This window comes from Ditibartonella apihabitans, assembly GCF_002007485.1.
GTDB lineage: Bacteria > Pseudomonadota > Alphaproteobacteria > Rhizobiales > Rhizobiaceae > Bartonella > Bartonella apihabitans.
Window position 1 is genome coordinate 1,767,235 of sequence record NZ_CP015820.1, and the last position, 26,273, is coordinate 1,793,507.

A 26,273-nucleotide genomic window follows, 5' to 3' on the forward strand; every position below is an offset into this window, starting at 1 on the left:
AACAATACTATGTGTTGCACTATTCCCTTTAAAGCCGCTACAATAAATTGATGAAGACAATTCTTGCACTTTTAAAGCGCTTGGGACATAAATTTATTATACTGATTTATTGCACTTCAAGGCAAGAATCAGTGCATTGCTTATTCAATCTGAGGAGATAATAGAATGGCATTCATTGGCGATACGCTATCCCGTATCAAGCCCTCTGCAACGATTGCGGTTGCACAAAAAGCCCGTGACCTCAAGGCCACCGGTCGTGATGTAATTTCACTCGGTGCGGGAGAACCCGATTTTGATACACCTGATAACATTAAAGATGCCGCTATCAAGGCAATCCATCAGGGCAAAACAAAATATACTCCTGTTGCCGGTATACCGGAGCTTCGCCAAGCCATTGCCAAAAAACTCAAACGCGAAAACAATCTTGATTACAAGCCGCAGCAGATTATTGTCGGCACGGGTGGCAAACAGGTTCTTTTCAATGCTTTCATGGCAACACTGAACAAGGGCGACGAGGTAATTATCCCTGCCCCCTATTGGGTAAGCTATCCGGAAATGGTCGCCGTCAATAATGGCACACCGGTTTTTGTCGATGCCAAAAAAGAATTCAATTACAAACTTCAGCCGGAAGATCTCGAAGCAGCCATTACCGACAAAACAAAATGGTTTGTTTTCAATTCTCCGTGCAATCCGTCGGGCGCTGCCTATACACATGACGAGTTGAAAAAACTGACCGACGTTCTTTTGAAATATCCGCACGTCCATGTCATGAGCGATGATATGTACGAGCATCTCACTTACAACAATTTCAAGTTTGCTACTCCGGCAGCCGTCGAGCCAAAGCTTTACGAGCGCACATTGACGGTAAACGGTGTTTCAAAAGCCTATGCAATGACCGGTTGGCGTATCGGCTATGCAGCAGGTCAGGTCGAGCTTATCAAGGCGATGGAAACCATCCAGAGCCAGCAGACATCCGGCACAAGCTCGATTTCGCAATGGGCTGCGGTTGAAGCTTTGAACGGACCGCAAGATTTTATTGCAAAAAACAAAGCAATCTTTCAGGCAAGACGCGATCTCGTTGTTTCCATGCTCAATCAGGCAAACGGCCTTGAATGCCCGACACCGGAAGGCGCATTCTATGTTTATCCTTCCTGCGCAAAACTGATTGGCAAGAAAACACCGGAAGGCAAAGTCATCAAGACTGACGAAGACTTTGTCACGGCGCTTCTTGAAACAGAAGCTGTAGCAGTTGTTCACGGAGCCGCTTTCGGTCTCGGACCGGCTTTCCGTATTTCCTATGCAACTTCTGAAAAACTTCTGGAAGAAGCTTGCCGGCGCATTCAGCGTTTCTGTGCAAGCCTGCGCTAGAAGTTTCCATCACTAAACCATACAAAAACCGCCTTTTTTGAGGGCGGTTTTTTTTAAATTCAATGACAGGTTTTTCCGAAAAAGCCAAAAAACTTCACCGGTTCAAACATTAAAGATCGGGAACAAGCCAGAATAGAATAAACGCGGAATAGACAAACAAGCTCTTCAAAACACTATTCTCACACACCACCGTCCGGCATTGTTGCGACACCATGAAGCAATCATCCTGGAACGTGTGTGTTCTCTGGCCGAGGCTCAAAACAAGCTGTCGTAAGAATACGCGAACGTCTATTTTCGTTAGCCTTACTCTCTCATGTGCAACCCCATCGACAAAATTGGTCGTGCGTGCCCCCTGTTTTTTAACGGGAATGAAAAGCCGCAAAAGTTTCGTCAACACTATTGGGGCATAAAAATGGGCATAACTCTCTCATATGGCTTTCACGAAAACATCAATGCCACTTTCATTCTTATGACGGAAAACGCCAATGCTGCTTTGCCGGATTAAACCGGCATATATCAAGGGACACTGAAAAACTGCAAAGTTTTCCGCTTTTTTCTGCCCCGGCGGTTAAGCACAGTGACGTAGCAATATTTTTCTTAGAAACTTTGACTAGAAATGTTCGCTCTCATTATCTCTCGTTGGAAACCCAAAAAAACAGATTGAAACCTGTCGCAGGGATAAACCGGAAAAAGCAAAAAAAAAGCCGGACAAATGTCCGGCCAAAGTTTTGAAGGTTTCAGAGACTAAAGTCAATCTGACAAAACCTCCAGAGGGGAACACTCAAGAAACGCAATGGGAGGAGACGTGTTCTTGAGATGTGTGCAATATGCTCTTTTTTTAGGCAATCAACAACCAGATATTAAGCACGCCAGCCATGCACTGAGTGCATAGCTCGTTTGAGAAAACTGTCTCGCTTCTGCACATAAAAACATTTTTTCATTAAAAAACATAATGTTAGAGTAAGAGCTACGTCATAATTCCGACATTTTCCGGCAATGTTCCTTTTCCGCGTAATTTATAGGCATTGTCATAATGTGCCCAATGAACTGGCAATATGACCGGCAATCATGCCTATCCATCAGAAAACGGCTATTAACCTTTATATAAAGCAAGCCTGCAATCAGGCAAACTTATTGAATGTCGATCTTGATAAATCCAAAGCTACAGGCAAAAGCTCTTGAATATCTGTCTCACCGGCGAAAAACTGGGGCTTACACAAGGCCTAACCTAAAATATGTCGTTTATCCGGTAATATGTCGTTTATCCGGTAAAAAATATGACTTTGAGAATTATCGGTCCTAACAATCAGGAATTTTTCAAAAACCCGTCATTCTTCTTATCCGGTCAAAATGACCAATTGCGGCTTTTGGCAAAAATATAATCACGAAAAGCATGAAGTTTGGCGGAGTTTTTCAATGCTTCCGGATAACAGAAAAAGGTGTCGAAAGATGGGATTTCCGTGAGATCGGGGAAGAGCTTGATCAGCCCGTCATTGGGGGCGATGATGTAATCGGGCAAAACCGCGATGCCAAGATTTTTTATAGTCGCCTTTTTGATGGAAATCACATTGTTGATTTGTAAAGAGGGAATGCGTTGCGACCCGTCATTACGTCCGGCACTTTCAAGCCAGTTCAAGCCTGCAAGATAGCTCGGTGCCGATTCACCGAATGAAATAATGCGATGATTATCAAGTTCTTCCAATTGCGTCGGCTTACCATGATTGGCAAGATAATTGGCCGAAGCATAAACATGCATATGCACAGTAAAGAGCCGCCGCTGGATGAGGTCGGGCTGTTGCGGCTGACGCAAACGCAAAGCGCAATCGGCATGGCGCATTGTCAAATCGAGTTCTTCGTCATCAAGGAGAAGCTGGATTTGAATATCAGGATAAAGGTTCACAAATTCCGGTATCCGCTGCACAAGCCAACCGGAGCCAAGACCGAAAGTCGTCGTAACGCACAAATGACCGGTCGGTTTTTCACGGCTCTCACTCAATTTGGAGCGGACATTTTCGAGTTTCATCAACACGTCATGAGCCGTGCGATAAAGAATTTCGCCCTGCTCGGTCATGATAAGTCCGCGTGCATGGCGTTGGAAAAGTGGCACACCGACATCTTGCTCAAGCGCCGAAACCTGCCGAGAAATTGCCGATTGCGACATGTGTAACGTCTGCGCGGCATGCGTAAACGAGCCGGCTTCAGCGGCCGCGTGGAAAATTCTCAATTTGTCCCAATCCAACGGCGCAGCCACTCGTTTTCTCCTTAAATGTTAAAAACCGCTTCCTGCTTCAAAAACGGTACCCATTCTTAATATCCGGCGCAATTTTTATCTAAAAAGCACCGGATAAAATCTACTTTTCAACAGCCTTTGAATCAGCCTGACTATCCAGAAAACGTTCAACTTCAATAGCTGCCATCGAGCCACGCCCGGCGGCTGTCACAGCTTGACGGAACGTATCGTCGGCTACGTCACCTGCTGCAAAAACACCTTCGACATCGGTTGCTGTAGAATCCGGCGCTGTCCATAAATAACCACCCGGTTTCTGGCGCAATTGCCCTTCAAACAACTCGACAGCCGGCGCATGACCAATAGCAATGAAGACGCCCTGCGCTTCGACTTCGCTCAATTTTCCCGTCAAAGTGTCTTTAAGACGCACACCGGTCACCGTTGCACCCATGGGCGGTTTTGGCGGATTACCGACAATTTCATCGACCACATGATTCCAGATCACACGGACATTATCACGTTTCAATAAACGCTCCTGCATAATTTTTTCGGCACGGAAAAAATCCCGCCTGTGCACAACAGTTACAGTTTTGGCGAGATTTGCAAGATATAGCGCTTCTTCAACGGCAGTGTTGCCACCACCGACCACAACCACATCTTTACCGCGGTAGAAAAAACCGTCACAAGTCGCGCAGGCCGAAACGCCACCGCCCATAAAGGTTTTTTCGCTCTCGAGCCCCAACCAACGGGCTTGCGCACCGGTCGCAATGATCAGCGCATCACAGGTATAGACAGTGCCTGAATCACCATGAAGCGTGAAAGGCCGTTTTGACAGATCTGCCTTTGTGATGATGTCATAAATGAGCTCGGTTCCCATTTTCACCGCTTGATCGGCCATTTTTTGGACGAGTTCGGGCCCGCCAATCGGATCGACAAAACCGGGATAGTTTTCAACCTCGTCGGTAATCGTCAATTGGCCGCCCTGTTGCAGACCGGTAACAATCACAGGTTTAAGCATGGCACGTGCTGCGTAAATTGCAGCCGTATAACCGGCAGGGCCTGAACCGACGATCAAAACAGGAATATGGCGCGTTGACATGAAACTCCACTTTCATAAATCGATTTAGGAAAAAGCCAAGAGCAAGCGTTTCTCCGAGGGTTGTTCCTGTTCATTGATTTATGGTTTAAAATCGTCTTTTGCAAGACAGTCGAAAAGATTGACCGATTAAATCACAACCCATGACATTTTGTGAAACTTAGCGATTGTCAGTTGGTGGAAAGTTTATATAAAATAGCAATTGATTGCCTAACACGCGTATTTAAGTTTCTTTTCAATCCCGAGGTTCACCATTTTTCGATTTGTCAGCAATGTCTGCGCGCGTTTTTCCCTCATCATGGGAATAACCATGTTGCTTCCTGCCCTTGCAGATTTGCGGGCAGGAAATGGCGACTGGGTTGTCTTTATTCGCTCGGCGGCGACAACAATTGCCTTTGCCACACTGATACTGCTTGCAACCAATGGCGCGAATTGTCGCTTTTCAGCCCGACTCGGATTTCTATTGACTGTCTGCCTATGGGTCACCGGCTGCCTGCTCGGTGCCATGCCGCTTTATTTTTCACGCCTGCCTTTGTCACTTGCGGCTGCCATTTTTGAAGGTGTTTCCGGCATTACCACAACCGGTGCCACAGTTCTGACCGGTCTCGACCGGCTACCGCGCGGCATTCTTTTATGGCGATCGCTTTTATGCTGGATTGGCGGCATCGGGTTTATCGCCTTGGCATTATTGCTTTTGCCCTCGCTCAGAGTGGGCGGCATCCAGCTATTCAATATGGAATCATCCGACCGCGCAGAAAAAGTTCTGCCGCGTGTGAACCAGATTGCCAATGGCATTATCATCGCCTATCTGGGGCTCACACTTTTATGTATGTTGTCCTATTTTGCCGTTGGCATGACAATGTTCGATGCCGTAAATCACGCTATGACGACAATTGCAACAGCCGGTTTTTCAACCCATGATGCCTCGCTCGGCTATTTTTCAAAGACACCTTCGGTGCTGGTCATCGCAACAATTTTCATGCTGCTCGCCTCGCTCCCCTTTATTCTTTATGTCAAACTTGTTTTGCCGGAACGTTCAAGGCGCTTGGCTGACCCGCAAGTGATTGTTTTTCTGGTGATCGTTCTTGCTGCAAGTTTTGCGCTCGCAATCTGGTTGCGCTTCCATTTCGGATTTACGTTCCATCATGCATTTCTTGACGCGATTTTCCATTTTGTATCTGTCATAACAACAACCGGCTATGCTGCAGAAGACTATTTGCTATGGGGGCCTTTCGCGCTTGGATTATTTTTCATCGCCTCTTTCATAGGCGGTTGTGCCGGATCAACTTCCGGTGGCATAAAAATCAACCGCCTTATTATCCTCTGGCGCTTCACGCGGGTAGCCCTGACACGGCTTCTATCCCCGAACACAGTCGTCAAAGTGCGCTATGGCGGAACCGATATTTCCGGTGACCTTGCCCAGACTGTGTTGCTTTTTTTGAGTCTTTACATGACCTCGCTTGTGATTGGCGCAATGTTGCTTTCCTTCACCGGCCTCGATTTTGTTTCTGCTTTTACCGGTGCATTAACCGCTCTTTCCAATGTCGGGCCCGGTTTTGGCGACCGAATTGGGCCGGATGGCAATTTTTCCACAGTCGGAGATGCCGCATTGTGGATTTTGAGCGCTCTTATGTTTGCAGGACGGCTGGAAATTGTTACCGTTATTATTCTATTTACGCCAGCATTCTGGAGAAAATGATTTTATCGCGTGACGTTTTTCCTAACCGGTGATAGACAATCACTCAATCCAACAATAGTGAAGTAAAGCCCAATGCAGATTAAAGCCGATCTTGATTCAATCGATTGGAAAATACTGAAAGAACTCCAAAGCAATGGACGCATGACAAATGTCGAACTTGCTTCGAAAGTTGGTATTTCTGCACCGCCATGTCTGCGTCGCGTCAGGCGCCTTGAGCAGGATGGCATTATCAAAGGCTATCAGGCTATACTGAATGGTGCCATGATCGGGCAAGATCTCGTGGCTTTCTGCTTTGTCGGCTTGCATCGCCAGTCCGATGCGGATTTACGAGGGTTTGCGGCAATGGTCTATCAATGGCCACTCGTCAGAAAAGCGTGGATGGTGTCAGGAGAATCCGACTTTTTGCTTCACTGTGTGGCACCCGATCTCAAAAGCTTCCAGACCTTTGTTATAGAACAACTAACCGCCGCCTCCAATGTGGGTTCCGTGCGCACCGCTCTCACCATTCGCGTCATCAAAGACGAACCACCACTTATTCTTTAAAAACGCCAGGTGATACACGGAAAACATCACTTTCCTTTTATGAAGCGCTAGATGCCATTCTTCAGAAGATTACCCCGTGAAACTCAGCGAAACCAAAGAAATGTCGTTTTATTTTGTGGCGAAAAGTTCCTGATAAACTTCGTCAATCGAGCTTGCGTCTTTATCAAGAGAAAAATCTTTCTGCACATGCTCCAAGGCTTTTTCACCCATAGCAATGGTCTTTTCAGGATCTGCAAGATAAGGCTTTATCGCTTCTGTCAAAGCTTTGCCATCACCAGCCGGAACGACTGTTCCTGTGCCTTCTGTGACAAGTTCCTTGTAAGCACCCGCATCACTTGCCACAACAGCGGTTTTGGAAGCACGAACGTCAAGCGGTGTCAGCCCGAAACCTTCGTTTCTCAATGGGGCAACGCAAAGCGTTACGCGCCGGAGCGAGATGCGTTCCAAATTCTCCTAGTTCGATTGCTCTTAAGGTCTTCCATTTGAATGTGTTTTACGCGTTTTTCGAAAGTTTACTTTTACGCCTCTCCATCAATCAAACTATTAAATGAAGGGTTGATAAAATTCTTTCACTTAACACCACAAAGTTGTGACTTTCGATGGATTTAAATTGTCTACCGATCTATCGTAAATTATACTTTTTTATCAATATAAGTCTGGAAATAGTTGCAGCCCCTAAAATGTCGAATTTTCTGGTTTATTTGATATAAGTGAAATTATTATGGATCAAAAAAATTATCTATGGCCGCGTTTTTTTGCAAGAATTTTTGATGCATTATTATACATAATTATATTTTTTATGGTTTTTTTAATATAATTTTTCATACCATATATATAACTGTTTTTTTACAATTTCTTCCTCATAATTTTCCTTTTGCGATGGGATTTTTTATTACTTTTTTATAGTTATATTTTATTTATATGTTTTTCTTATTGATTGTTGTATTTATTCTCTATTTGGAAACAATATCGGAAAATCGATTGTAGGATTAAAAATTGTAAATGCTGATACCGGAAATAAATTAACATTAGCTCAATATTCAATCAGGACATTGCGACAAATGTTCTCTGGATTTGGGTTAGGTATTCCAATTTTATCTCTTATTACATTCTTTATACAATACAATATTGTATTCAAAAAAGGGCGTGCAAGTTATGATTCCAAATCAAAACTGCATTCTCCTACAGAAAGCGATATATTGAATAAATTTATTCAGAAACCAACTCCAATTTTTAATACTGTCGTATTAGCGATATTAGATTTTTTAGTTCTAAGTTGGTTATTGATACTATTTATATTAGCCACTTATAATTAAAAAACGAATAAATTCATTTCGTTTTTCAAGCAAACGCTTCGGCTTAATGCTATCTAGAATTGTTAAATTATGATGGTTTTGCAATTCCACAAAATAAAAACGAAGCCATAAAACTTTTCGATCTTGCTGCCCAGCAAGGTCATATTGATGCTAAAAATTTCCTCAAACAGGCATATTGATAAATTTTATAACATTATCAAACGCCTGATTTTTCCTATTCGCAAATGTTGCGTTGAAGCTTTTAACTTTTTCACCCTTTAAACAATCAATCGTTTTCAGGTTTATGCTGAAAAATATCGGAACAAATACGATCATCCGTGTGCCCGTAATATATTCATCAAATACCGAATATTTATCAATCTAACGCGTCAAACGTGGTGCGTTTCCTGTACCAATGCTCTTCAACAGGAATGACGTGGTCATTGCGCCTGATCTGTTTGCTTTTAAAATGTCATATCTTCCAATTAAAAACCGTTTCCGTCTGGCAATCGGATTTGCTAGCTTCAATCTTAAAATTTTATAAGTGAATTGCGGTGACAAACAATCTGATCAGGCTATTTCACTTAACTGTTCTTTCGGGTATCCCAAAACTCATGGAATAAAGTTCCCTGCCGTTCTACAGCATAGGAAAATCGCCATAGTCCGCGCGAACTAGAGAACTATTGCATTATTTTTTTGTAAAAAGTTCCTGATAAACTTCGTCAATCGAGCTTGCTTCTTTATCGAGTGGAAAGTCTTTCTGCACATGCTCCAAGGCTTTTTCGCCCATGGCAATGGTCTTTTCAGGGTCTGCAAGATAAGGCTTTATCGCTTCTGTCAAAGCTTTGCCATCACCAGCCGGAACGACTGTTCCTGTGCCTTCTGTGACAAGTTCCTTGTAAGCACCCGCATCACTTGCCACAACAGCGGTTTTGGAAGCCATAGCTTCAAGCGGTGTCAGCCCGAAACCTTCGTTTCTCGATGGGGCAACGTAAAGCGTTACGCGCCGGTACCAGACGCGTATATCATCAACCTCGCCCAGAATGAGAATGCGCTTTTGAAGACCGGCAGCAGCAATTTTGCGCTCCAGTTCTTTTTCAAAATCTTTGTGTTCGGCAGTGGTGCGGCCGGTAATAATGGCTGTCCAGTCAGGATAATGTGGCAACAATTCGATCATCGCATCGACAAAAAGATCGGTTCCCTTCTGGTGGCGAACCCGCCCGAAACAACCGACCGCATATTTGCCTGGAAGTTTTGTCGATTGGAATGTATCTTCAAATGTTGCAGGCGGGGTAAACCGGTCAAGGTCTATGCCATGCATGATAACCCGATACGGCACCTCAAGAAACGAGCCGGAACGGGCACTTGTTGCAATAACCCTGTCCATTCTTCTGATAAGCCAATTGGTAAAAGGCTTATGATGGCGTTGGGCAGCAGAGGTAAAAATAAGCTTCAACTTCATGTGCAAGAGGTCACGCAGAAGAATACCCGCCACCATTTCGACATTGCGCCGCGCATGCCAGATACGAAACGGTTTTCCATCAGGCCGTTTCCAGAGTTTCAACAAGCTTGGATAGCCGAGCGAGGGCAAATTATCCGGTAATCCCGGTCCGATGGTGGATATGCGTATGCCTTTTTTACGTTGCAACGGAATGAGTTGCACAATTGTCGATGTCACACCCGACAAACGTTTTTTGAAATTGGGCGCAATAACGTCCGTTTCATCAATCGACACACGCATAGAACAACCGATCAGATAAACTCGATGGATAAAATCTCGTAAGAGCGCGAACCACCCGGTGCATTCACTTCGATAGAATCGCCCTTTTCCTTGCCGATCAAAGCACGGGCAATCGGCGAAGATATAGAGATTTTGCCCAATTTTACTTCGGCTTCCTGTTCACCAACAATCTGATAGGTTTTTTCCTCTTCGGTGTCTTCGTCAATCAACTTGACGGTAGCACCGAATTTGACTTTGTCTCCGGTGAGTTTGGAAACGTCGATCACTTCGGCACAGGTAACATAGTCTTCAAGTTCGGCAATACGACCTTCATTATGACTTTGGGCTTCTTTGGCAGCATGATATTCGGCGTTTTCCGAAAGATCGCCATGGCCCCTCGCTTCGGCGATTGCTTCAATGATACGGGGGCGTTCTTCGTGTTGACGCCAGTGAAGCTCTTTTTTCAACTTTTCATAGCTTCCGGTCGTCATCGGATATTTTTCCATAATCGTATCCTTTCCTTCCCGCGTTTTTGCGTCGAAAACAAAAAGAAACGGCTTCCGGAACTCCTCCCGGAACCCGTCTCTAAACTTTTAGCTTTCTATTATATAGCATAGGAAAAAGATTTTTCATCCAAAAATTTGTTTTGCTGCCACCTGTAAAAATCTGCTTTTCCTACCTAAATTAAAAGCGACTAACGAAAGTATCGGAAATATAATTTTCTTAACAAAACTTGATTGTGGATTAATTTGTAACACTTCCGCTCTGCTGCAATTTAGCTTAATTTGTCAATCAATAGTCGGTGAAGATAACTCCAAGACAAATATCCCCCTAAACTTGAGGGCAAAATGAAGAAAACACTCGGTTCCTTGCTGTTTGGTACGTTTTTATTGACGACACAGTCAGCATTGGCATTGGACGCTCTGGTAACTGCCCCGTTGAATTTCAGAGATGGTCCGAGCGTAGCCTTTGCCATTCGTGGCACCATCCCCGCCGGTTCGATAGTCGGTGTACGAGGATGTTCCGGCAATTGGTGCCAAATCAATTATGGTCCGCGTATCGGTTGGGCTTCGGCTACCTATCTTGCTTTTCGCGATGGTAGAGCTGTTTATGACAGCTATAATCGCCCCTCTTATCCGTCATATTCTTCTCCGACATATAATGTGATTATCGGTGACGGTTATTATTATGATGATGACTGGTATTATCGTCGTTATCATCGTCGTCGTCATTGGCATGATGGCCATCGGCCACCTCCGCCGCCATTGAGGCCGGGACCGGGCTATCCTCCGCCTCCGCCTCCTCCGCATGGAAGACCGGGGCTGCCGCCGCCATTGAGGCCCGGTCCGGGCTATCCTCCTCCTTCCCATGGAAGACCGGATAGGCCACCGTCACATGCCAGTGAGGGATTGCCGCCCCCATACAGGCCGGGACCGGACACGCCCCCTTCTCATGAAAGACCGGCCGAACGACCATCTCATGGTAATGAGGGACTGCCACCTCCATATAGACCGGAGTCAAGTGCTCCTCCGTCACCTCCTCCTGCGCCTGAAAGACCGGCTGAACCTCCGTCTCATGGGAATGGGGGACTGCCACCACCATATAGACCGGAGCCAAGCGCTCCTCCGTCACCTCCTCCTGCGCCTGAAAGACCGGCTGAACCTCCGTCTCATGGGAATGGGGGACTGCCGCCTCCTTATACCGGTCCGGATAAGTGACCGCACGAGCGTGTTTTCCAAGAAATATCCTTCCGGTCGCGTAGCCGATACGCGGCCGGTTTTTATATGTTTTAACAATAGTTTCCGCTATTTTCAGAAATATCGGTCGCATTTTTTTGCGTTCGGGACTGCCCGCTTTTCACTTTTCGCACCGACAATTTTTTCAAATTTCAATCAGTGCATGAAAAAGAAGTTTGAAAGAAAACCCAATGTACAATCCCGTTTGAACCGAAACATCATTCCATGAACTGAACTCAAAATTTTTATCATAACCGACATATCGGTTTTCATGTCTGATCAGTGGCATTTGCATAGCATTCCGTCAGTTTTAACGCTTTAATCGAGCGGGAAATTCTTGCCTTTATGAATATCGGTAGTGATTACTTTTCTCAAATTATTGGATAGTCACCCCTCGCCCGAGCCTTGGCTCAGTTCCGGACAAAAGTGAACTCCTGTCAAAAATTCTCGAAAAGCAATTTCCAAGATCATTTTCAGGCAATAATCCGGCAACGAGCCCATGAACCACACGAAAAGCCCGACCAAAAACGTTAATCCCGACTAAAGACGATAATATTGTACAAATTGACAACAAACGATAGTGTATAAACTGCCGACAAACTTCGCCTCATCTCTTTTATTTTTTTGTTGAATTACCATATTGACTTATCATGACGTCATCAGCCAAAAATCAACAGTCCAAGGAAGTAAAAAAACCGGCCAGAAAAACTCGGCAAACAACCGGCAAATCTGCCGAAGCCGGGTCGATTGCCGATTGGGCTGCAGATATTGAAAAATCAGCCGTAAAGCCTGTCAAAAAACCGGTAAAAGTCAAAAAAGCCTCGACAAAGGGAGCGCGGACAGCGCGCGGCACTTCGATTGGTGGCAAGGCAACAGCCAAACAGCGTGCTGCCGCCGGTCTTAATCCCGTGGCGGGACTTGATGTCGGGCTTGAAGACGCGTCAAAAATTTCCACCGGTGGTGCAACTGCGACCGTAGAGGCATTGTCCAAGCTCATTTCTTCGGGCAATCCGCTGTTTAAAAATGGCAAATTGTGGACACCACATCGTCCTGTCCGTCCGGAAAAGTCGGAAGGCGGAATTCCGTTCAAAATGGAAACGCCATTTCTTCCCTCCGGTGACCAACCAACTGCAATCAAAGACCTTGTAGAAGGCATCAAAAATGGCGACCGCACACAGGTTCTCCTCGGTGTGACCGGTTCGGGTAAAACTTATACAATGGCGAAAGTCATCGAGGAGACACAACGCCCTGCCCTTATTCTTGCACCGAACAAAACTCTGGCTGCACAGCTTTATGGCGAGTTCAAGAATTTCTTTCCGCATAATGCGGTCGAATATTTCGTTTCCTATTATGATTATTATCAGCCGGAAGCCTATGTGCCGCGCTCCGACACCTATATAGAAAAAGAATCGTCGATCAATGAACAGATAGACCGGATGCGCCATGCGGCAACCCGTGCGGTTCTTGAGCGTGATGATGTTATTATCGTCGCTTCTGTTTCCTGCATTTACGGTATCGGTTCGGTCGAAACCTATACGGCAATGACATTCCAGATGCAGGTAGGCGACCATCTCGACCAGCGCCAGCTTCTTGCCGATCTTGTTGCACAACAATATCGCCGGCAGGACATCAATTTCGTGCGCGGCTCGTTTCGCGTAAGAGGCGACACAATCGAAATATTCCCTGCCCACCTGGAAGATCGTGCATGGAGGATTTCCCTGTTCGGTGACGAGATTGACGCAATTACCGAATTCGACCCGCTGACGGGGCAAAAAACCGGTGATTTGAAATCGGTTAAAATTTACGCCAATTCACACTATGTCACGCCGCGTCCGACACTTAATCAGGCCATCAAATCCATAAAAATAGAGCTTCGTGACCGTTTGGCGGAATTGAACAAGGCGGGGCGGCTTCTCGAAGCCCAAAGGCTGGAGCAGCGTACCACATTCGATCTTGAAATGTTGGAAGCAACCGGAAGCTGTGCCGGCATTGAAAATTATTCGCGTTATTTGACAGGTCGCCAACCGGGTGAACCGCCGCCGACCATGTTTGAATATATTCCTGATAATGCCATTATCTTTACCGATGAAAGCCATGTCACCATTCCGCAAATCGGCGGTATGTATCGTGGCGACTTCCGTCGTAAAGCAACATTGGCAGAATATGGTTTCAGGCTTCCTTCCTGCATGGATAACCGTCCTTTGCGTTTCGAGGAATGGGACGCCATGCGCCCGCAAACCATTGCGGTATCGGCAACGCCGGGAGCTTGGGAAATGGAACAGGCCGGCGGTGTTTTTGCAGAACAGGTCATTCGCCCGACAGGGTTGATAGACCCGCCGGTTGAAGTGCGCCCTGCCCGCAATCAGGTTGACGATGTGCTTGGTGAAATCCGCAAAACCACCGAAAAGGGTTACCGCAGTCTGGTAACAGTTCTCACCAAACGTATGGCGGAAGATTTGACCGAATATCTCCACGAACAGGGTATCCGTGTTCGCTATATGCATTCGGATATTGATACATTGGAAAGAATCGAGATTATCCGCGATTTGCGTTTGGGCGCATTCGATGTGCTTGTGGGCATCAACCTTCTGCGCGAAGGGCTTGATATTCCCGAATGCGGTTTTGTTGCCATTCTTGACGCCGACAAGGAAGGATTTTTGCGTTCGGAAACGTCGCTTATCCAGACAATCGGTCGTGCTGCAAGAAATGTCGATGGCCGTGTTATCCTTTATGCCGATAACAAAACCGGCTCTATGGAAAGAGCACTGGCAGAAACCGAACGCCGTCGCGAAAAACAGCAGGCTTATAATATCGAGCACCACATCACACCATCAAGCGTGAAGAAGAATATCGCCGATATTCTCGATTCGGTTTACGAGCGCGACCATGTTCGCGCCGATATTTCCGAATTCGCCGAGGCTGGCAATATGGTTGGGAACAACCTTGCTGCCCATATCGAACATCTGGAAAAATTGATGCGCGACGCGGCCGCCGATCTCGATTTCGAGGAAGCGGCAAAATTGCGCGACGAGATCAAGCGCTTGCAGCAGACGGAGCTTGCCATTTCCGATGATCCGCTCACACGAAATGTCGAAAAGACCATTGAAAGCGGCGAGCTATCACGCGACAAGGCCAATAAAAAGGGGCTCTTTGCTAAACCCGACCTTGACCATATGGGACCGAATATGGACGTAGGCATTCTCCAAACGAACCCGAAAAGCGGAAAATTCAGAAAAAATACGCTTGATGAAATGACGGTGAAACGCACTGAAGTCCCATTAGGCGAAAGTGCAAAACCGATCAAACGCGAGCGTATCGGGCTGGGCTCATTTGAAGACCCTGTAGAAGTCGCACGCAAACGCCGCCGTCCCGGAAAAACCGGAAGACCCGGTCATTAAAGTATATCTACAGCATGTGATCGGGGCATCATTGTGGTACGGGCAATATGTGATAAAGACATCATATGATACGGTGGCATAAGTGCATCATGTGATACGCTGTGAGAGTGCCATCTTGTGAAGTCCGTACCCCCGTTTCAGTCTACTATGAAACGGGGATGCTATCTCAACCACATGCGATTTTATCGGTCCCGCTGCCACGGGGGGAGATTCTCCCACATTTTTAGCAATATTTATTCGGCTGCCAATCGGCATTATTGCAATCTAGCCCCATCATTCAAATGCTTCCTCTACCTTCCGATGTGGCCTGCATTATTGCGATGCAGTTCACTTTATTGCGATACGGGTCGCGCCGGATAAAATGAATAGCGAGCTATTTTCATAACAAAATTCAAAATAAACCGGTAAAACGTGTTTTATAGAAAGAAAGAGAGGTTTTTTGGAATAAAAAAGTCCTTTTTATAAAATTCAAGACGAATACTTATTCCGACAAGATGATATTCAAAAAAAATTGTCCACGAAGACCGGAAAGCGCATAATCTTTTTATATATCATTGTTTTTGTTGTGTTTTTCTTATCTATATAAAATGTCATCATTTTCCATATATTGCTGTCAATCTTCCGTTAAAGCAATTTTTGTCCGAACAAAAAGTAAGATATGACATTTTTTTCATAAAAAATAACAACCCTTTATAACTTCAAAAAAACAGCAATTTTCCGGCGCTCCCTCAAGAAAAAGAGGGCGTGAAAAGGTTTTTCCGTGGCAGAATTCTGCTCTTGTCGGACATGTTATTGAACATGTTCCACAAAAAACTTTCAATCGGTTTATACAACAGTTACACTTTCAATTTTCAACATTTAAAAGAATAAATTTATAAAAACACTTGCAAAATTCAAGAATTTAATCCAATCTATATAGGTTCGGGCATTTTACGAACATTGGAAGACTATTAACAGGCGTGCCAAGACCGCTATAAGTTTTGGGCTGGTAACAATGCGACATCCGGTTTTAACCGGTGCCGTGAACCATTGAAAAATGGAATTTATTGGCTGATGCTGTGTTGTAACCGGTAAATAGAGTGCTTTCCAGACTTCAAGAACTGCCTGCATGGTGCCGTTTGCGCATGGTGCGTGGAGCGGTGTTTATTATTAGACCTGTTGTTACAGGTAACTGAATGAGGAAACATTCTATGGCACAGACCGGGGAAGTAAAGTTTTTTAACAACGACAAAGGTTTCGGTTTTATCAAGCCGGATGATGGTGGCGCAGACATTTTTGTGCACATCTCTGCTGTTCAGGCTTCAGGCCTGACAGGGCTTACCGATGCTCAGAAAGTATCTTTTGATACCGAACCTGACCGTCGTGGCAAGGGCCCTAAGGCCGTGAATATCACTATCATCGGCTAAGTTTTATTGGTCAAGTTTTATCGGCCGGTTTTAAGCCGGTTGGTTTTTTGAAGCCGGGTTTTATAACCCGGTTTTTTTTGCTCATGACTTGTAACAAAAAAATATAAATTGTGATGGAAAAAAAGAATGAATATTTTATTTACCATAAGAAAGTCATAAGCTTCGTTCAGGCTGTGTTCAGAAAATCAGCTATAGAATTGTTTTCATGAAGCGAATTCAAAGGAGTTCAACCATGAAGAATTTTGCAAAATTGGCAATGCTTTCTGCCGTTTCGGCAGTGATGGTTGTGGCCCCGCTTGCCGGTGCATCGGCTCACGATCATTATTGGCATGGTCCGGGATATTGGGATGGCCCGCGTTATTGGGATCATCACCATCATCATCACGGCCATGGAGATGCTGTCGCTGCCGGTGTCGTCGGCCTTGCAGCCGGTGCGCTAATTGGCAGCGCCTTGTCACAACCCGCCCAGCCTCAGGTCATCTATCAGGCTCCGCCGCCACCGGCCTATTATCCGGCTGCCCCGAGATATTATCAGCCAGCTCGTCCTTACTATCCGCCGGCACCGACTGCCTATAAGCCGGTTTATCAGCCATGGACTCCCGGTTGGCGTAGTTATTGTGCCTCGAAATACCGGTCATTCAATCCGCGTACCGGTACCTATCGTGGCATTGATGGCCTCAACCATTTTTGCAATGCCAACTGATTTGAAGGCATTCATCATTTGAAAAATACCCGGCCGTGTGTCGGGTATTTTTTTAAGGTCAATATATTTCGAGAAAGAGCGCCACCTTGCTTCTCTTTGCACCCAGCAAAGAACAATTGATCAGGATGACGCAATCGTTTCTGAGGTTGTGCCATTTGAAGCGTAGAAGATGATCTACATAGAAAATTATCCGCTTCCCTCAGTCTTCCCGCTGCCGGCCCATTATCCGGCTGGCCTCAAGCTTTTATTCGCCAGCTCGTCTTTACTATCCGCCCGCTCCTCTTCATTGTCCGTCGGCATGGGCTGCCTATAAGCCGGTCTATCAGCCGTGAAATGCCAGTTGGCGTCGTTACTCAGCCTCGAAATTCCGCTTATTCAATCCGCGTAACCGTAATTCACGGGGCGCGCGCGCACGAGGGTGCGCGTTATGGCTTCAAGCGTTTTTGCAATGTCAACCGATTTGAAGGCATTCGTCATTTAAATTATATCCGGTAAATTATATCCGGCGTTGTACAGTTTATTTTGACGATTTTAAAAATCCGGAGACACTCTCGGTCTTGAAACTCTAAGGATTAACAATATTAGTATTCTGAAAGAGCCATTAAGCAAGATAGGAAGCTTTGGCCGGTGAAAGCTGCGATCGAAAATATCTCAAAAGAAATTATCGTCAATTGGACGTGGAAAAGGAAAGGCCATTTGGTCTACCAAATTGACCAACCTTTTATTGGTACCGACAAAACTGTTTCTTTTGCCAATCCGGATTATCAATGAACCGGTTTCCTCTGCTTCTTAAGAGGAATAGAACTGAGGCTTTCGAATGTGCCGGTTACCGATTTGATGTGGCGCGATAGTCTTTCATGCACATGGAATTAAAAGGGCAAAAGCAATGATTGGCAGAAGCTGTTTCAAGACTTTTGGCCACCACCGCCACCCTTCTCACTTTTTCTCGCTCAAATATCTTGCAAAAACGGATTATGGCGCTTTTCTTCTCCGATTGTGCTCATATCTCCGTGTCCGCTGATGAAAGTTACGTCATCGCCCAATGGCAAAACCTTTTCTTTTAGCGAACGGATAAGATCCGGATATGAACAGAAAGGAAAATCTGTCCTTCCGATCGAATTGTGGAAAAGCACATCGCCAACAAGCGCCAATTTTACTTCCGCATTGAAATAGATAACGTGACCGGGTGCATGACCGGGCGTGTGAAAGACTTCGAATTTATGGCCGCCACAATCGAGAATTTCGCCTTCTTCAAGCCAACGGTCGGGAGTGCAATTTCGAATGCCTGTCATCCGGTAAGAACGGGCTTTTTCAACCAGATTTTCCATAAGCGGTTTGTCAGCAATATTGGAGCCGATGATAGGAACATTCAAGTTTTCCTTTGCTTCCATTGCTCCCCCCGCATGATCAACATGGCCATGGGTGATCCAGATCGCGCCAACTTTCACACCGGTCTTTTTGATAGCTTCGGCAATAAGCGGCCAATCACCACCAGGATCGACAAGCACGCCTTCTTTGGTTTCATCATCATAAAGAAGTGTGCAATTTTGCTGGAAAACCGTTACCGGTATAATTGTTGCTTTCAAGTTTCCCATTGGTTTTCCTTCGCTTTTTGTTAAAAAATTTTAGAGAATATATCGACTGTCGATTTATCAATATCAAGAGAGCCAAATCAACAAGCAAAACATCTCGGGCTTCACAAAGGCTTGCGGCTTCAAATTTTATTAAAGTCTATTCTTGTTTCGCGTTCATGCTGAAAACAACCGCTTATTTGATCTAGTTTTCTAAATAAATAACCTTTGGTATAGAATGTTTGTTGATTCAGCTTTTTAAAAACAATGAACTGGTTTTTTAAAAAAACATCGCCGATATTTATAAAAAATCGCTTTTGAACAGAAAATTTGTACTCACATATCATTATACGAAATTACCGAACTGTTTTACAGCAAACTATTATTTTTCAAATATTATCCGGTAAGATTGGCAAGCTTGTCATGGTATTGCCTAAAATGAGGCGCAACAAGAAACCGGTTCTCTCGACAGAGGTGGATTCTTCCGATAAACTTGCTTCAATCCGGACATGAGAAAATGACAGAACAGAATACAAAATTATCTGATGATGCTCCCCATCTACTTGTTATAGACGATGACACGCGCATACGCAGTCTTTTGTCACAATATCTTGTCCAGAACGGCTTCCGTGTGTCTGTCGCCGCCAGTGCCGATGAAGCGCGCCGCAAATTGGCCGGACTTGATTTTGATCTCTTGATTGTCGACGTTATGATGCCGGGCGAAAACGGCATTTCGCTCACACGTTCGCTGCGTGAAACAAAAACGGTTCCGATATTGATGCTGACAGCTTTGTCAGAAACCGATAGCCGCATTGACGGGCTTGAAGCGGGAGCCGACGATTATCTGCCAAAACCATTTGATCCACGCGAGCTTTTATTGCGTGTCAACGCCATTTTGCGCCGTGGCAGTTCCAATGGTCAGCCCAAGATCGAACAATTGGTGTTTGGCCCCTATACATTTTCGATTGCCAAGAAAGAATTGAAAAAATCCGGTGAAGTCATCAAGCTCACAGATCGCGAACAGGATATAATGGTTATCTTTGCCGAACATGCAGGTACAACCATTCCGCGCCATAAACTTGCAACAGGTGAAGGCGAAGTGGGTGAACGAACAATTGATGTCCAGATCAACCGGTTACGCCGGAAGATCGAAAATGATCCGGCCAATCCGGTTTATTTGCAGACAGTCCGTGGCATCGGCTACAAGCTTTCAATCGAATAGGATAATCGGATGGCCGGGCCTATCAACAGTTTTGGCCGTTGGCTGGCAAAAAAAATGCCAAAGCGCCTCTATGCGCGCTCGCTCATTATCATCATTGCCCCGATGGTTCTGTTACAATCGGTTATTGCCTATGTGTTTATGGAACGCCATTGGCAAATGGTGACAGAGCGTCTGTCAACCGCAGTTGTTCGTGATATTTCGGCCATTATCGACATTATCGAAACCTATCCGCAAGACGATAATTACAACAATATTACCCGTATTGCCCAGCAGCGTATGGGGCTCAATATTTCCATTCTTCCACCGGACCCCTTGCCTCCTCCGGGGCCTAAGCCTTTCTTTGCCATTCTTGATTATTTCTTGAGTGAAGAAATTACCCGCCAGATCAACCGTCCGTTCTGGATTGACACAGTCGGAGATTCCGACCTTGTCGAAATCCGCATCCGGCTTGATAACCATGTGTTGCGTGTCTTTGCCATGCGCTCGCAAGCTTATGCATCGAATACCGGTATTTTCCTGAGCTGGATGATCGGCACGGCACTTGTTTTGTTGATCATTGCTATTTTCTTTTTGAGAAACCAGATCAAACCGATCCAGCAGCTCGCCACAGCAGCCGACAGTTTCGGGCGCGGCCTGCCTTTGCCGGAAGGCTTCGAGCCGAGAGGTGCCGAAGAAGTGCGCCGCGCCGGAACTGCATTTTTGCGCATGCGCAAAAGAATCGAGCGGCAGATCGAACAACGCACCATGATGCTTTCAGGCGTAAGCCATGATTTGCGCACGATTCTCACCCGCTTCAAATTACAACTGGCTTTGGCAAAAGGAAGTTTCGATACCGCACCTCTCGAACAGGATATTGCCGACATGCAGAATATGTTGGAAGGCTATCTTGCCTTTGCCCGTGGCGAGGGAACCGAAAATGTCGGCGAGCTCGATTTGAGCGAATTGATGAAGACCCTTCAAAAAGATGCGGCATTACGCGAGCGCGGTTTTGTTTATCACATAGAGGGGTCTCCTCTCGTACAATTGAAACCGAAAGCCTTTTCAAGGCTTGTCAGCAATCTGGTTTCAAACAGTTTCCGCTATGCCAAAAATGTCGATGTCGCCATTGTTCATGACGACAATGACCTTGTCATCATTATTGATGATGATGGGCCGGGTATCCCCGCCAATATGCGCGAGGAAGTATTCAAACCTTTCTTCCGGCTTGACGAGGCGCGCAATCAGGATGCGAGCGGCACCGGCCTTGGCCTTTCGATTGCTCAGGATATTGCCCGCAGCCATGGCGGCAATATTATGCTTGATGATAGCCCGACAGGTGGCTTGCGCGTCATTGTTGAAATTCCGCTCTAGCGCCCGATATGAAAAGGAATAGGCATTTCGTTTCGAAACAGTATCGAAGAAAGGCTGATCGTCTTTCGGATGCTGTTTTTACCCTGCACATGTCTTCTTTTCAGAAAGGAAATCATCATGCCAGCACGTTCCAAAGTCCAGCAGGAAGCAGCCGGAGCAGCCCTTGCAGCCAAACGCGGTAAAAGACCGGTAAGCTCGCTACAAGGCGCTTCCAAAAAAATGGAACAATCCATGACAGAAGAACAACTTGAGGATTTTGCCTCAACCAAGCGCAAGGATTTACCCGACAATATCGGCAAAAAATCAAAAAAATAAAAAGCGGTATTCCGGCATTACGCCCCTGATATGGACCACCCGTCCTGTTTTTCATCGTGTGTAGCTCAAAAGGCTAACTGCCCTGCTCTAATCGTATCCGCTTGTGCCCATGTTATGATCGGCGCAACGGGAACAACGTGCTGTTCATGCCGGTCTTGCAAGTCTACGTTTTTCCGCAGGCTTATTTATTATCTTTGATGGTCAAACGAGCCGCCTCCCCCTATCATTCAGAATGACGTGCCGATAACGAATCCCTTATCGGCGCGTTGCAAAAAGCGGTTTGCGACACCGTTTGTCAGTGTTTCCAGAGGAACAACATTTTTGGGGAAAACAAAAGCCGCCTTGCCTCACGCATAACGATTATTGCTGATTGCCAAAGCCAGTATTTTTCGCGCGTTGATATAGAAAAGATCGAGCAACTCGTCTTTTACCGGTAAAGCGCCGATTGCTCTTTTTGCGGTAAAGCAATGAATGGGTTTGAGCCATATTTCCACTCATTGCCCGATAACAATCATGAAAAAGCTGGGCTTATTCACCTTACACGAACAAGCTTGTTATCGATTTTAGCTCCTTGCAGCCGGTCGAGCAATACCGTCGTCAAAGTTCAGTCATTTCTCCCGCGACAGCCGGAGCTTCGATATTCTTTAGAATATACGACCGCCGACGGGAACTTCTTTTGACGGCTCAAGAAGCACGACATCACCGTTTTCATCCGGCAGACCAAGAGTGAGTACTTCCGACATGAACGGGCCGATCTGGCGCGGCGGAAAATTGACAACACAGAGAACTTCGCGACCGACGAGCTCGTCGAGTTTATAATGCACGGTTATCTGTGCTGACGAAAGTTTGACACCAATCTCTTTGCCGAAATCGATTTTGAGCTTATAGGCAGGTTTGCGCGCTTCCGGAAAAGCTTTTGCCTCGATAATCTTTCCGACACGGATATCGACTTTTAAAAAATCATCAAAATTAATTTCTGCCACCGCAAATACCCCTTTTTATTGTCGGCCCCTTTTTATCGCCGGTCTTTTTTATCGCTGGCACTTTTTGACCAACAGTCAAAAAACCTATCCGATCAGGCATTTCCCTTGGTTTCAAAAAGCGCAAATTGCAGCGCATTTTCAGCCGAAAGCGAAGACCAGGCCACCATCTGGAACGCGCTGAAATGTGTTTCACAGACATCCAGCGCATTGACAAGCAGGTTTTCCACTTGTGCGTTGGATGGATGTAAACCGCCCGAAAGCAACAATGCCTGCCGGAAGATAACCGAAGAAGAATCTTCCCAGAAATCGAAATGCCCCATGAGCAATTTTTCATTGATTGCCAGAACCAATTTGCGCAGTTCTTTCTGTCTTTGTTTTGACACGGCAATATCGAATGCACATGCAAGATGCAGTGCTTCCTGATTTTCTATCCACGAAAAAGCAATATGATAATTTGTCCAATGTCCTTCGACACTGATTGTAATTTCATCCTCGGCTGTTCTCTCGAACGACCAATCATGTCCATTGGCCACCTGTTCAACCAAATCAACAGGATGAAGATCACGTTCCAAGTTGCCTACGGCAAGCCTCATTTCATTCCTCAATTCCAATGCGTTTCGCATAAAAAACAGCAAAAGCCGCCATCACAGTGTTACCACTGTGTTCCAGTTGCCCGCACGATCCTTTAAATTCTACAAACGCATAAAACACTGACCCATTTGCGTACATAAATCGCGAACTAATCATAACCCCCGATTTCGATCTGTTCGCGAATCATCTTTAGTTTTCAGTGTATTGATCTAAATTGAGAGTGCTAGTCCCCCTGATTCAAAAAGCTGTTCAAGAATAAAAAAACAGGTCGGGAATAAAGTTCCGACCTGTCCTAAGAGACTCTGGATTAAGCATTTTTCTGACTTATTCACAGCCAAGAAAAACTGGGGATTATTTTTTCTTTTCGTTCTCTTTTGGTGAAGACGAAGCTGTTTTTGCCTTCGAAGCGGTTTTATTTTCTTCGTTATCAAGACGTTTTTTCAATTCTTCGACTTCTTGACGTGCTTTGGCTGCCATTTCTTTGACAACCTCGAACTCGTCACGATGAACAAAATCGAATTTATTAAGGACACGTTCCAACTGGGCACGAAAAGCTGTTTCGGCTTCCTGGCGTACACCTTGTGCAGCACCAGCTGCATCGGTCATCATTTTTGCAAGATCATCAAGAACGCGATTGGGTCCATTACTCATTTAGCCTATCCTTTTCAAAACTGTTTCGAAGCCCATTAGAAAATTAACTCAAGCTAACATATAGAACATTTTTTTAAAATGAGGATAGCCGTTTTCTGGTAGCACCACCTCAAGAGAAAAAAATGCGATTAGATCAAGCTCTTTTTACAACGTGAAAACGCTCTATAAGCTTCCTCATTTTTTGCGAACAGCACAGAAACTTCAACAGCTTTCTAACCTGAAGGCGCGCCCCAAGGCCGGAAAAAAGTCCGATAGTTTAAAATTTTCAGCAAAGCTGATACACTTTCATAATCGGAATTGAGACTTGACCGGAACAGGTTCCTCGGTCATCTTCCCTTCTAAAATTTCAGGATATAGTAGTTTGCCATGAATGATCTTCCCCCTTGCCCTGCCATTGCTTTTCCCGATTTTTTGAACCCGATCATTGTTCAAATCGGACCGGTTGCACTGCATTGGTACGGGCTCGGCTATGTCATCGGTATTTTGTTCGCCTGGTGGTATGGCGGATTTCTTCTCCGGAAAAAATCACTCTGGTATAACGACACTCCTCCGATGATCCCGCAATTATTGGGTGATTTTGTAGTCTGGGCGGCTATCGGTGTTGTTGTCGGCGGGCGGCTCGGGCAAGTTTTATTTTGGGACCCGCACTATTATTTCAGCCATCCGGCCGAAATCATCGCCGTCTGGGACGGTGGCATGGCCTTTCATGGCGGGCTTATCGGAACCATTATTGCGATGATCTGGTTTGCCCTAAAACACAAGATCGGTATCTGGACCATGTTTGACACCATTGCTGCCGGCGTGCCTGTTGGTCTCGGTGTGGTGCGCATTTGTAATTTTATCAATCAGGAATTATGGGGCAATGTGACAAATGTTCAATGGGCAGTCTGTTTTCCGCGCGATCCCGATTATCTTCCCCGCCACCCGAGCCAGCTTTACGAAGCGCTAATGGAAGGCCTCATATTGTTCATCGTGCTTGCCATTCTGGTTTTTGCATTCAAAGCCTTGCGGAAACCCGGAATTGTTTCAGGCACCTTCATTTTCGGTTATGGCATTGCCCGCATGATTTCGGAAATATTCCGTGTCCCCGGTGAAGATCCCGAATGGTTCAGTCATGTTTTTTCCGGTACCGGTTTCACCTATGGTATGGCCTTGTCGCTTCCCATGGTGCTCTTCGGCCTTTACGCTATTTGGCGGGCTTTCAAACACTCTCCGGAAAACAAAACCGGACTTCATTCGATAAAAAGCAATGGGTGATCTTAAAACCAAAATTTGCGAATTGATCGCGCTTCAGGGACCAATGCGGGTGAGCACCTTCATGACATTGGCCTTGAGCGACGAACAAAACGGCTATTACAAACATGCTACTCCCTTCGGCAAAGAAGGTGATTTCATTACCGCACCGGAAATAAGCCAGATGTTTGGCGAGCTTATCGGCATCTGGGTGATTGAAACTTTCAACATGTTGAATAAACCCTCTTCTTTCAGCCTTTGCGAGTTGGGACCGGGACGCGGCACATTGATGCAGGATTTGTTACGCACAATCAAAAAGCTCTCGGCCGAATGTTTTCAAGCGGCAAATGTTGTGATGGTCGAAACCTCGGACAAGCTTATTCAACAACAGAAACAGGCACTTTCTGCTTATCGCGATAAAATCTATTGGCTCAAGGATGTCGATAAACTCCCCGCCGCCCCGCTTATTCTCGTTGCAAACGAATTTCTTGATGCTTTGCCGATTGACCAGTTCATCAAAATTGACGGTCAATGGCACGAACGGCTTATTGGAACAGATGACAATGATCAGCTCGGATTTGCTGTCGGCAACAATGTGCTTGATCAAAAAGGCTTGCCAAAGAAATATCAGGATTTGCCCGAAGGCTCGGTTCTGGAACTTTCGCCCGCAAGGCTGCAATTTGTGGAACAGGTTTTAAAACATCTCTCCCGCCATCACGGCTCGGCACTTTTTATCGATTACGGCAGCACCGGCCTTCCCTATGGTGACACATTGCAGGCAATTTCCCGTCACGCATTCAGCAATATTTTTGCAAATCCCGGAAAAGATGATCTGACAAGCCATGTCGACTTTTCTTCACTTGAAGTCATTGCTGAACGCCAAGGGATTTTATCAGGTGTCATCACACAAGGCGCATTTCTAACCGGCATGGGGCTCATTGAACGAGCCGGTCAATTGGGCGCAAACAAAGGTACCGCTGTTCAGGAAAAAATACGCTCAGTAGTGGAAAGATTGGCCGCACCAAACGAAATGGGAACGCTTTTTAAAGTGCTTTGTCTGAGTGACAAAAAAACCGGCCTTCACCGGTTGTTTACTGCCGGCAATACATCCCATAATTGACAAGCCGTTTTGAAAACGCCACGATAAGACAACCAGATATAACGGT

22 protein-coding genes and 3 pseudogenes are annotated in these 26,273 nt (G+C 45.7%); 15 read left to right on the plus strand and 10 right to left on the minus strand.

Translation table 11 applies throughout. The features are described 5' to 3' along the window. The first annotated feature begins 165 nt into the window (after positions 1-165). Complete coding sequence (locus BBC0178_RS07970) at positions 166-1,368, plus strand: pyridoxal phosphate-dependent aminotransferase (protein WP_078039760.1); 1,203 nt, start codon at positions 166-168, stop codon at positions 1,366-1,368. Between the two features lie 1,345 nt (positions 1,369-2,713). Here the strand turns inward: BBC0178_RS07970 and BBC0178_RS07980 are convergent. Both BBC0178_RS07980 and trxB read right to left on the minus strand, forming a co-directional pair. Further along, positions 2,714-3,619, minus strand: a complete 906-nt coding sequence (locus BBC0178_RS07980; protein ID WP_077972101.1) for a LysR family transcriptional regulator — start codon at positions 3,617-3,619, stop codon at positions 2,714-2,716. A gap of 100 nt (positions 3,620-3,719) precedes the next feature. Further along, positions 3,720-4,694 carry a thioredoxin-disulfide reductase gene (gene trxB, locus BBC0178_RS07985; protein ID WP_078039762.1) on the minus strand — a complete coding sequence of 325 codons (975 nt, stop codon included), beginning with the start codon at positions 4,692-4,694 and terminating at the stop codon, positions 3,720-3,722. A gap of 307 nt (positions 4,695-5,001) precedes the next feature. On the opposite strand from trxB, the gene BBC0178_RS07990 reads away from it, so the two are divergent. Next, the gene (locus BBC0178_RS07990) at positions 5,002-6,390 is read left to right on the plus strand and encodes a TrkH family potassium uptake protein (RefSeq protein WP_078039763.1); all 1,389 of its coding nucleotides are present in this window, start codon (positions 5,002-5,004) and stop codon (positions 6,388-6,390) included. A gap of 72 nt (positions 6,391-6,462) precedes the next feature. Continuing rightward, positions 6,463-6,933, plus strand: coding sequence for an Lrp/AsnC family transcriptional regulator (locus BBC0178_RS07995; protein WP_077972104.1), 471 nt, complete (start codon positions 6,463-6,465; stop codon positions 6,931-6,933). A 108-nt stretch (positions 6,934-7,041) separates the two neighbouring features. Here the strand turns inward: BBC0178_RS07995 and BBC0178_RS08000 are convergent. Further along, a pseudogene (locus tag BBC0178_RS08000) lies at positions 7,042-7,374 on the minus strand (glycosyltransferase); the annotation flags it as partial. Positions 7,375-7,817: 443 nt separating this feature from the next. On the opposite strand from BBC0178_RS08000, the gene BBC0178_RS12325 reads away from it, so the two are divergent. Continuing rightward, a complete protein-coding gene (locus BBC0178_RS12325) occupies positions 7,818-8,249 on the plus strand; it encodes an RDD family protein (protein WP_078039765.1) in 432 nt (143 codons plus the stop codon). A gap of 667 nt (positions 8,250-8,916) precedes the next feature. On the opposite strand, the gene BBC0178_RS08010 is transcribed toward BBC0178_RS12325, so the two are convergent. Together BBC0178_RS08010 and greA are read right to left on the minus strand one after the other, a co-directional pair. Then, on the minus strand, positions 8,917-9,981 hold the full coding sequence (locus tag BBC0178_RS08010; RefSeq protein WP_188317790.1) for a glycosyltransferase family 4 protein: 1,065 nt from the start codon (positions 9,979-9,981) through the stop codon (positions 8,917-8,919). Continuing rightward, positions 9,981-10,454 carry a transcription elongation factor GreA gene (gene greA / locus BBC0178_RS08015; RefSeq protein WP_075868874.1) on the minus strand — a complete coding sequence of 158 codons (474 nt, stop codon included), beginning with the start codon at positions 10,452-10,454 and terminating at the stop codon, positions 9,981-9,983. The genes BBC0178_RS08010 and greA overlap by 1 nt, the downstream gene beginning before the upstream one ends. A 342-nt stretch (positions 10,455-10,796) precedes the next feature. Between greA and BBC0178_RS12220 the strand changes: the two genes are divergently transcribed. From BBC0178_RS12220 to BBC0178_RS11855, 6 genes and pseudogenes are all read left to right on the plus strand, one after another. Beyond that, entirely contained in the window at positions 10,797-11,666 is an 870-nt protein-coding gene (locus BBC0178_RS12220; RefSeq protein ID WP_078039767.1) for an SH3 domain-containing protein, read from the plus strand. A 764-nt stretch (positions 11,667-12,430) separates the two neighbouring features. Next, a pseudogene (uvrB, locus tag BBC0178_RS08025) lies at positions 12,431-14,779 on the plus strand (excinuclease ABC subunit UvrB); the annotation flags it as partial. A 45-nt stretch (positions 14,780-14,824) separates the two neighbouring features. Continuing rightward, a pseudogene (locus BBC0178_RS12330) lies at positions 14,825-15,082 on the plus strand (hypothetical protein); the annotation flags it as partial. Between the two features lie 1,190 nt (positions 15,083-16,272). Beyond that, entirely contained in the window at positions 16,273-16,488 is a 216-nt protein-coding gene (locus BBC0178_RS08030) for a cold-shock protein (RefSeq protein WP_077972136.1), read from the plus strand. 232 nt (positions 16,489-16,720) lie between these two features. Further along, positions 16,721-17,191: a BA14K family protein gene (locus BBC0178_RS08035; protein WP_077972137.1), complete on the plus strand. Its 471-nt coding sequence runs from the start codon at positions 16,721-16,723 to the stop codon at positions 17,189-17,191. A gap of 627 nt (positions 17,192-17,818) precedes the next feature. After that, the gene (locus BBC0178_RS11855) at positions 17,819-17,962 is read left to right on the plus strand and encodes a hypothetical protein (protein WP_188317715.1); all 144 of its coding nucleotides are present in this window, start codon (positions 17,819-17,821) and stop codon (positions 17,960-17,962) included. A gap of 179 nt (positions 17,963-18,141) precedes the next feature. Here BBC0178_RS11855 and BBC0178_RS08040 read toward each other — a convergent pair whose 3' ends face one another. Then, complete coding sequence (locus tag BBC0178_RS08040) at positions 18,142-18,786, minus strand: MBL fold metallo-hydrolase (RefSeq protein WP_078039769.1); 645 nt, start codon at positions 18,784-18,786, stop codon at positions 18,142-18,144. A gap of 493 nt (positions 18,787-19,279) precedes the next feature. Here BBC0178_RS08040 and BBC0178_RS08050 point away from each other — a divergent pair, with 493 nt between their 5' ends. The 3 genes from BBC0178_RS08050 to BBC0178_RS08060 all read left to right on the plus strand — a co-directional run bounded on the left by BBC0178_RS08050 (position 19,280) and on the right by BBC0178_RS08060 (position 21,649). Further along, positions 19,280-19,984: a response regulator gene (locus BBC0178_RS08050; protein WP_077972139.1), complete on the plus strand. Its 705-nt coding sequence runs from the start codon at positions 19,280-19,282 to the stop codon at positions 19,982-19,984. A gap of 9 nt (positions 19,985-19,993) precedes the next feature. Next, a complete protein-coding gene (locus tag BBC0178_RS08055; protein WP_078039771.1) occupies positions 19,994-21,334 on the plus strand; it encodes an ATP-binding protein in 1,341 nt (446 codons plus the stop codon). A 117-nt stretch (positions 21,335-21,451) separates the two neighbouring features. Then, on the plus strand, positions 21,452-21,649 hold the full coding sequence (locus BBC0178_RS08060) for a DUF3008 family protein (RefSeq protein WP_077972141.1): 198 nt from the start codon (positions 21,452-21,454) through the stop codon (positions 21,647-21,649). A 347-nt stretch (positions 21,650-21,996) separates the two neighbouring features. Here the strand turns inward: BBC0178_RS08060 and BBC0178_RS11860 are convergent, their stop codons facing one another. From BBC0178_RS11860 to BBC0178_RS08075, 4 genes are all read right to left on the minus strand, one after another. Further along, positions 21,997-22,143, minus strand: a complete 147-nt coding sequence (locus tag BBC0178_RS11860) for a hypothetical protein (RefSeq protein ID WP_188317716.1) — start codon at positions 22,141-22,143, stop codon at positions 21,997-21,999. A 150-nt stretch (positions 22,144-22,293) separates the two neighbouring features. Next, on the minus strand, positions 22,294-22,632 hold the full coding sequence (locus tag BBC0178_RS08065) for a tRNA-binding protein (protein WP_077972142.1): 339 nt from the start codon (positions 22,630-22,632) through the stop codon (positions 22,294-22,296). Positions 22,633-22,724: 92 nt separating this feature from the next. After that, entirely contained in the window at positions 22,725-23,225 is a 501-nt protein-coding gene (locus tag BBC0178_RS08070; RefSeq protein ID WP_077972145.1) for a type III secretion system chaperone family protein, read from the minus strand. A gap of 349 nt (positions 23,226-23,574) precedes the next feature. After that, positions 23,575-23,874 (minus strand): accessory factor UbiK family protein, encoded by a 300-nt coding sequence (locus BBC0178_RS08075; protein WP_078039772.1) that lies wholly within the window; start codon positions 23,872-23,874, stop codon positions 23,575-23,577. Positions 23,875-24,240: 366 nt separating this feature from the next. Here BBC0178_RS08075 and lgt point away from each other — a divergent pair, with 366 nt between their 5' ends. Continuing rightward, positions 24,241-25,131, plus strand: coding sequence for a prolipoprotein diacylglyceryl transferase (gene lgt, locus BBC0178_RS08080; RefSeq protein ID WP_078039773.1), 891 nt, complete (start codon positions 24,241-24,243; stop codon positions 25,129-25,131). Beyond that, a complete protein-coding gene (locus BBC0178_RS08085; protein WP_078039774.1) occupies positions 25,124-26,227 on the plus strand; it encodes a class I SAM-dependent methyltransferase in 1,104 nt (367 codons plus the stop codon). The genes lgt and BBC0178_RS08085 overlap by 8 nt, the downstream gene beginning before the upstream one ends. The last annotated feature ends 46 nt before the right edge of the window (positions 26,228-26,273 follow it).

Excerpts from the sequence above, each read along its gene's own strand:
- BBC0178_RS07970 (WP_078039760.1), top strand. The coding sequence starts at position 166 with ATGGCATTCATTGGCGATACGCTATCCCGTATCAAGCCCTCTGCAACG.
- trxB (WP_078039762.1), bottom strand. The coding sequence starts at position 4,694 with ATGTCAACGCGCCATATTCCTGTTTTGATCGTCGGTTCAGGCCCTGCC.
- BBC0178_RS07990 (WP_078039763.1), top strand. The coding sequence starts at position 5,002 with ATGTTGCTTCCTGCCCTTGCAGATTTGCGGGCAGGAAATGGCGACTGG.
- BBC0178_RS07995 (WP_077972104.1), top strand. The coding sequence starts at position 6,463 with ATGCAGATTAAAGCCGATCTTGATTCAATCGATTGGAAAATACTGAAA.
- greA (WP_075868874.1), bottom strand. The coding sequence starts at position 10,454 with ATGGAAAAATATCCGATGACGACCGGAAGCTATGAAAAGTTGAAAAAA.
- BBC0178_RS12220 (WP_078039767.1), top strand. The coding sequence starts at position 10,797 with ATGAAGAAAACACTCGGTTCCTTGCTGTTTGGTACGTTTTTATTGACG.
- BBC0178_RS08030 (WP_077972136.1), top strand. The coding sequence starts at position 16,273 with ATGGCACAGACCGGGGAAGTAAAGTTTTTTAACAACGACAAAGGTTTC.
- BBC0178_RS08035 (WP_077972137.1), top strand. The coding sequence starts at position 16,721 with ATGAAGAATTTTGCAAAATTGGCAATGCTTTCTGCCGTTTCGGCAGTG.
- BBC0178_RS08040 (WP_078039769.1), bottom strand. The coding sequence starts at position 18,786 with ATGGGAAACTTGAAAGCAACAATTATACCGGTAACGGTTTTCCAGCAA.
- BBC0178_RS08050 (WP_077972139.1), top strand. The coding sequence starts at position 19,280 with ATGACAGAACAGAATACAAAATTATCTGATGATGCTCCCCATCTACTT.
- BBC0178_RS08055 (WP_078039771.1), top strand. The coding sequence starts at position 19,994 with ATGGCCGGGCCTATCAACAGTTTTGGCCGTTGGCTGGCAAAAAAAATG.
- BBC0178_RS08060 (WP_077972141.1), top strand. The coding sequence starts at position 21,452 with ATGCCAGCACGTTCCAAAGTCCAGCAGGAAGCAGCCGGAGCAGCCCTT.
- BBC0178_RS08070 (WP_077972145.1), bottom strand. The coding sequence starts at position 23,225 with ATGAGGCTTGCCGTAGGCAACTTGGAACGTGATCTTCATCCTGTTGAT.
- BBC0178_RS08075 (WP_078039772.1), bottom strand. The coding sequence starts at position 23,874 with ATGAGTAATGGACCCAATCGCGTTCTTGATGATCTTGCAAAAATGATG.
- lgt (WP_078039773.1), top strand. The coding sequence starts at position 24,241 with ATGAATGATCTTCCCCCTTGCCCTGCCATTGCTTTTCCCGATTTTTTG.
- BBC0178_RS08085 (WP_078039774.1), top strand. The coding sequence starts at position 25,124 with ATGGGTGATCTTAAAACCAAAATTTGCGAATTGATCGCGCTTCAGGGA.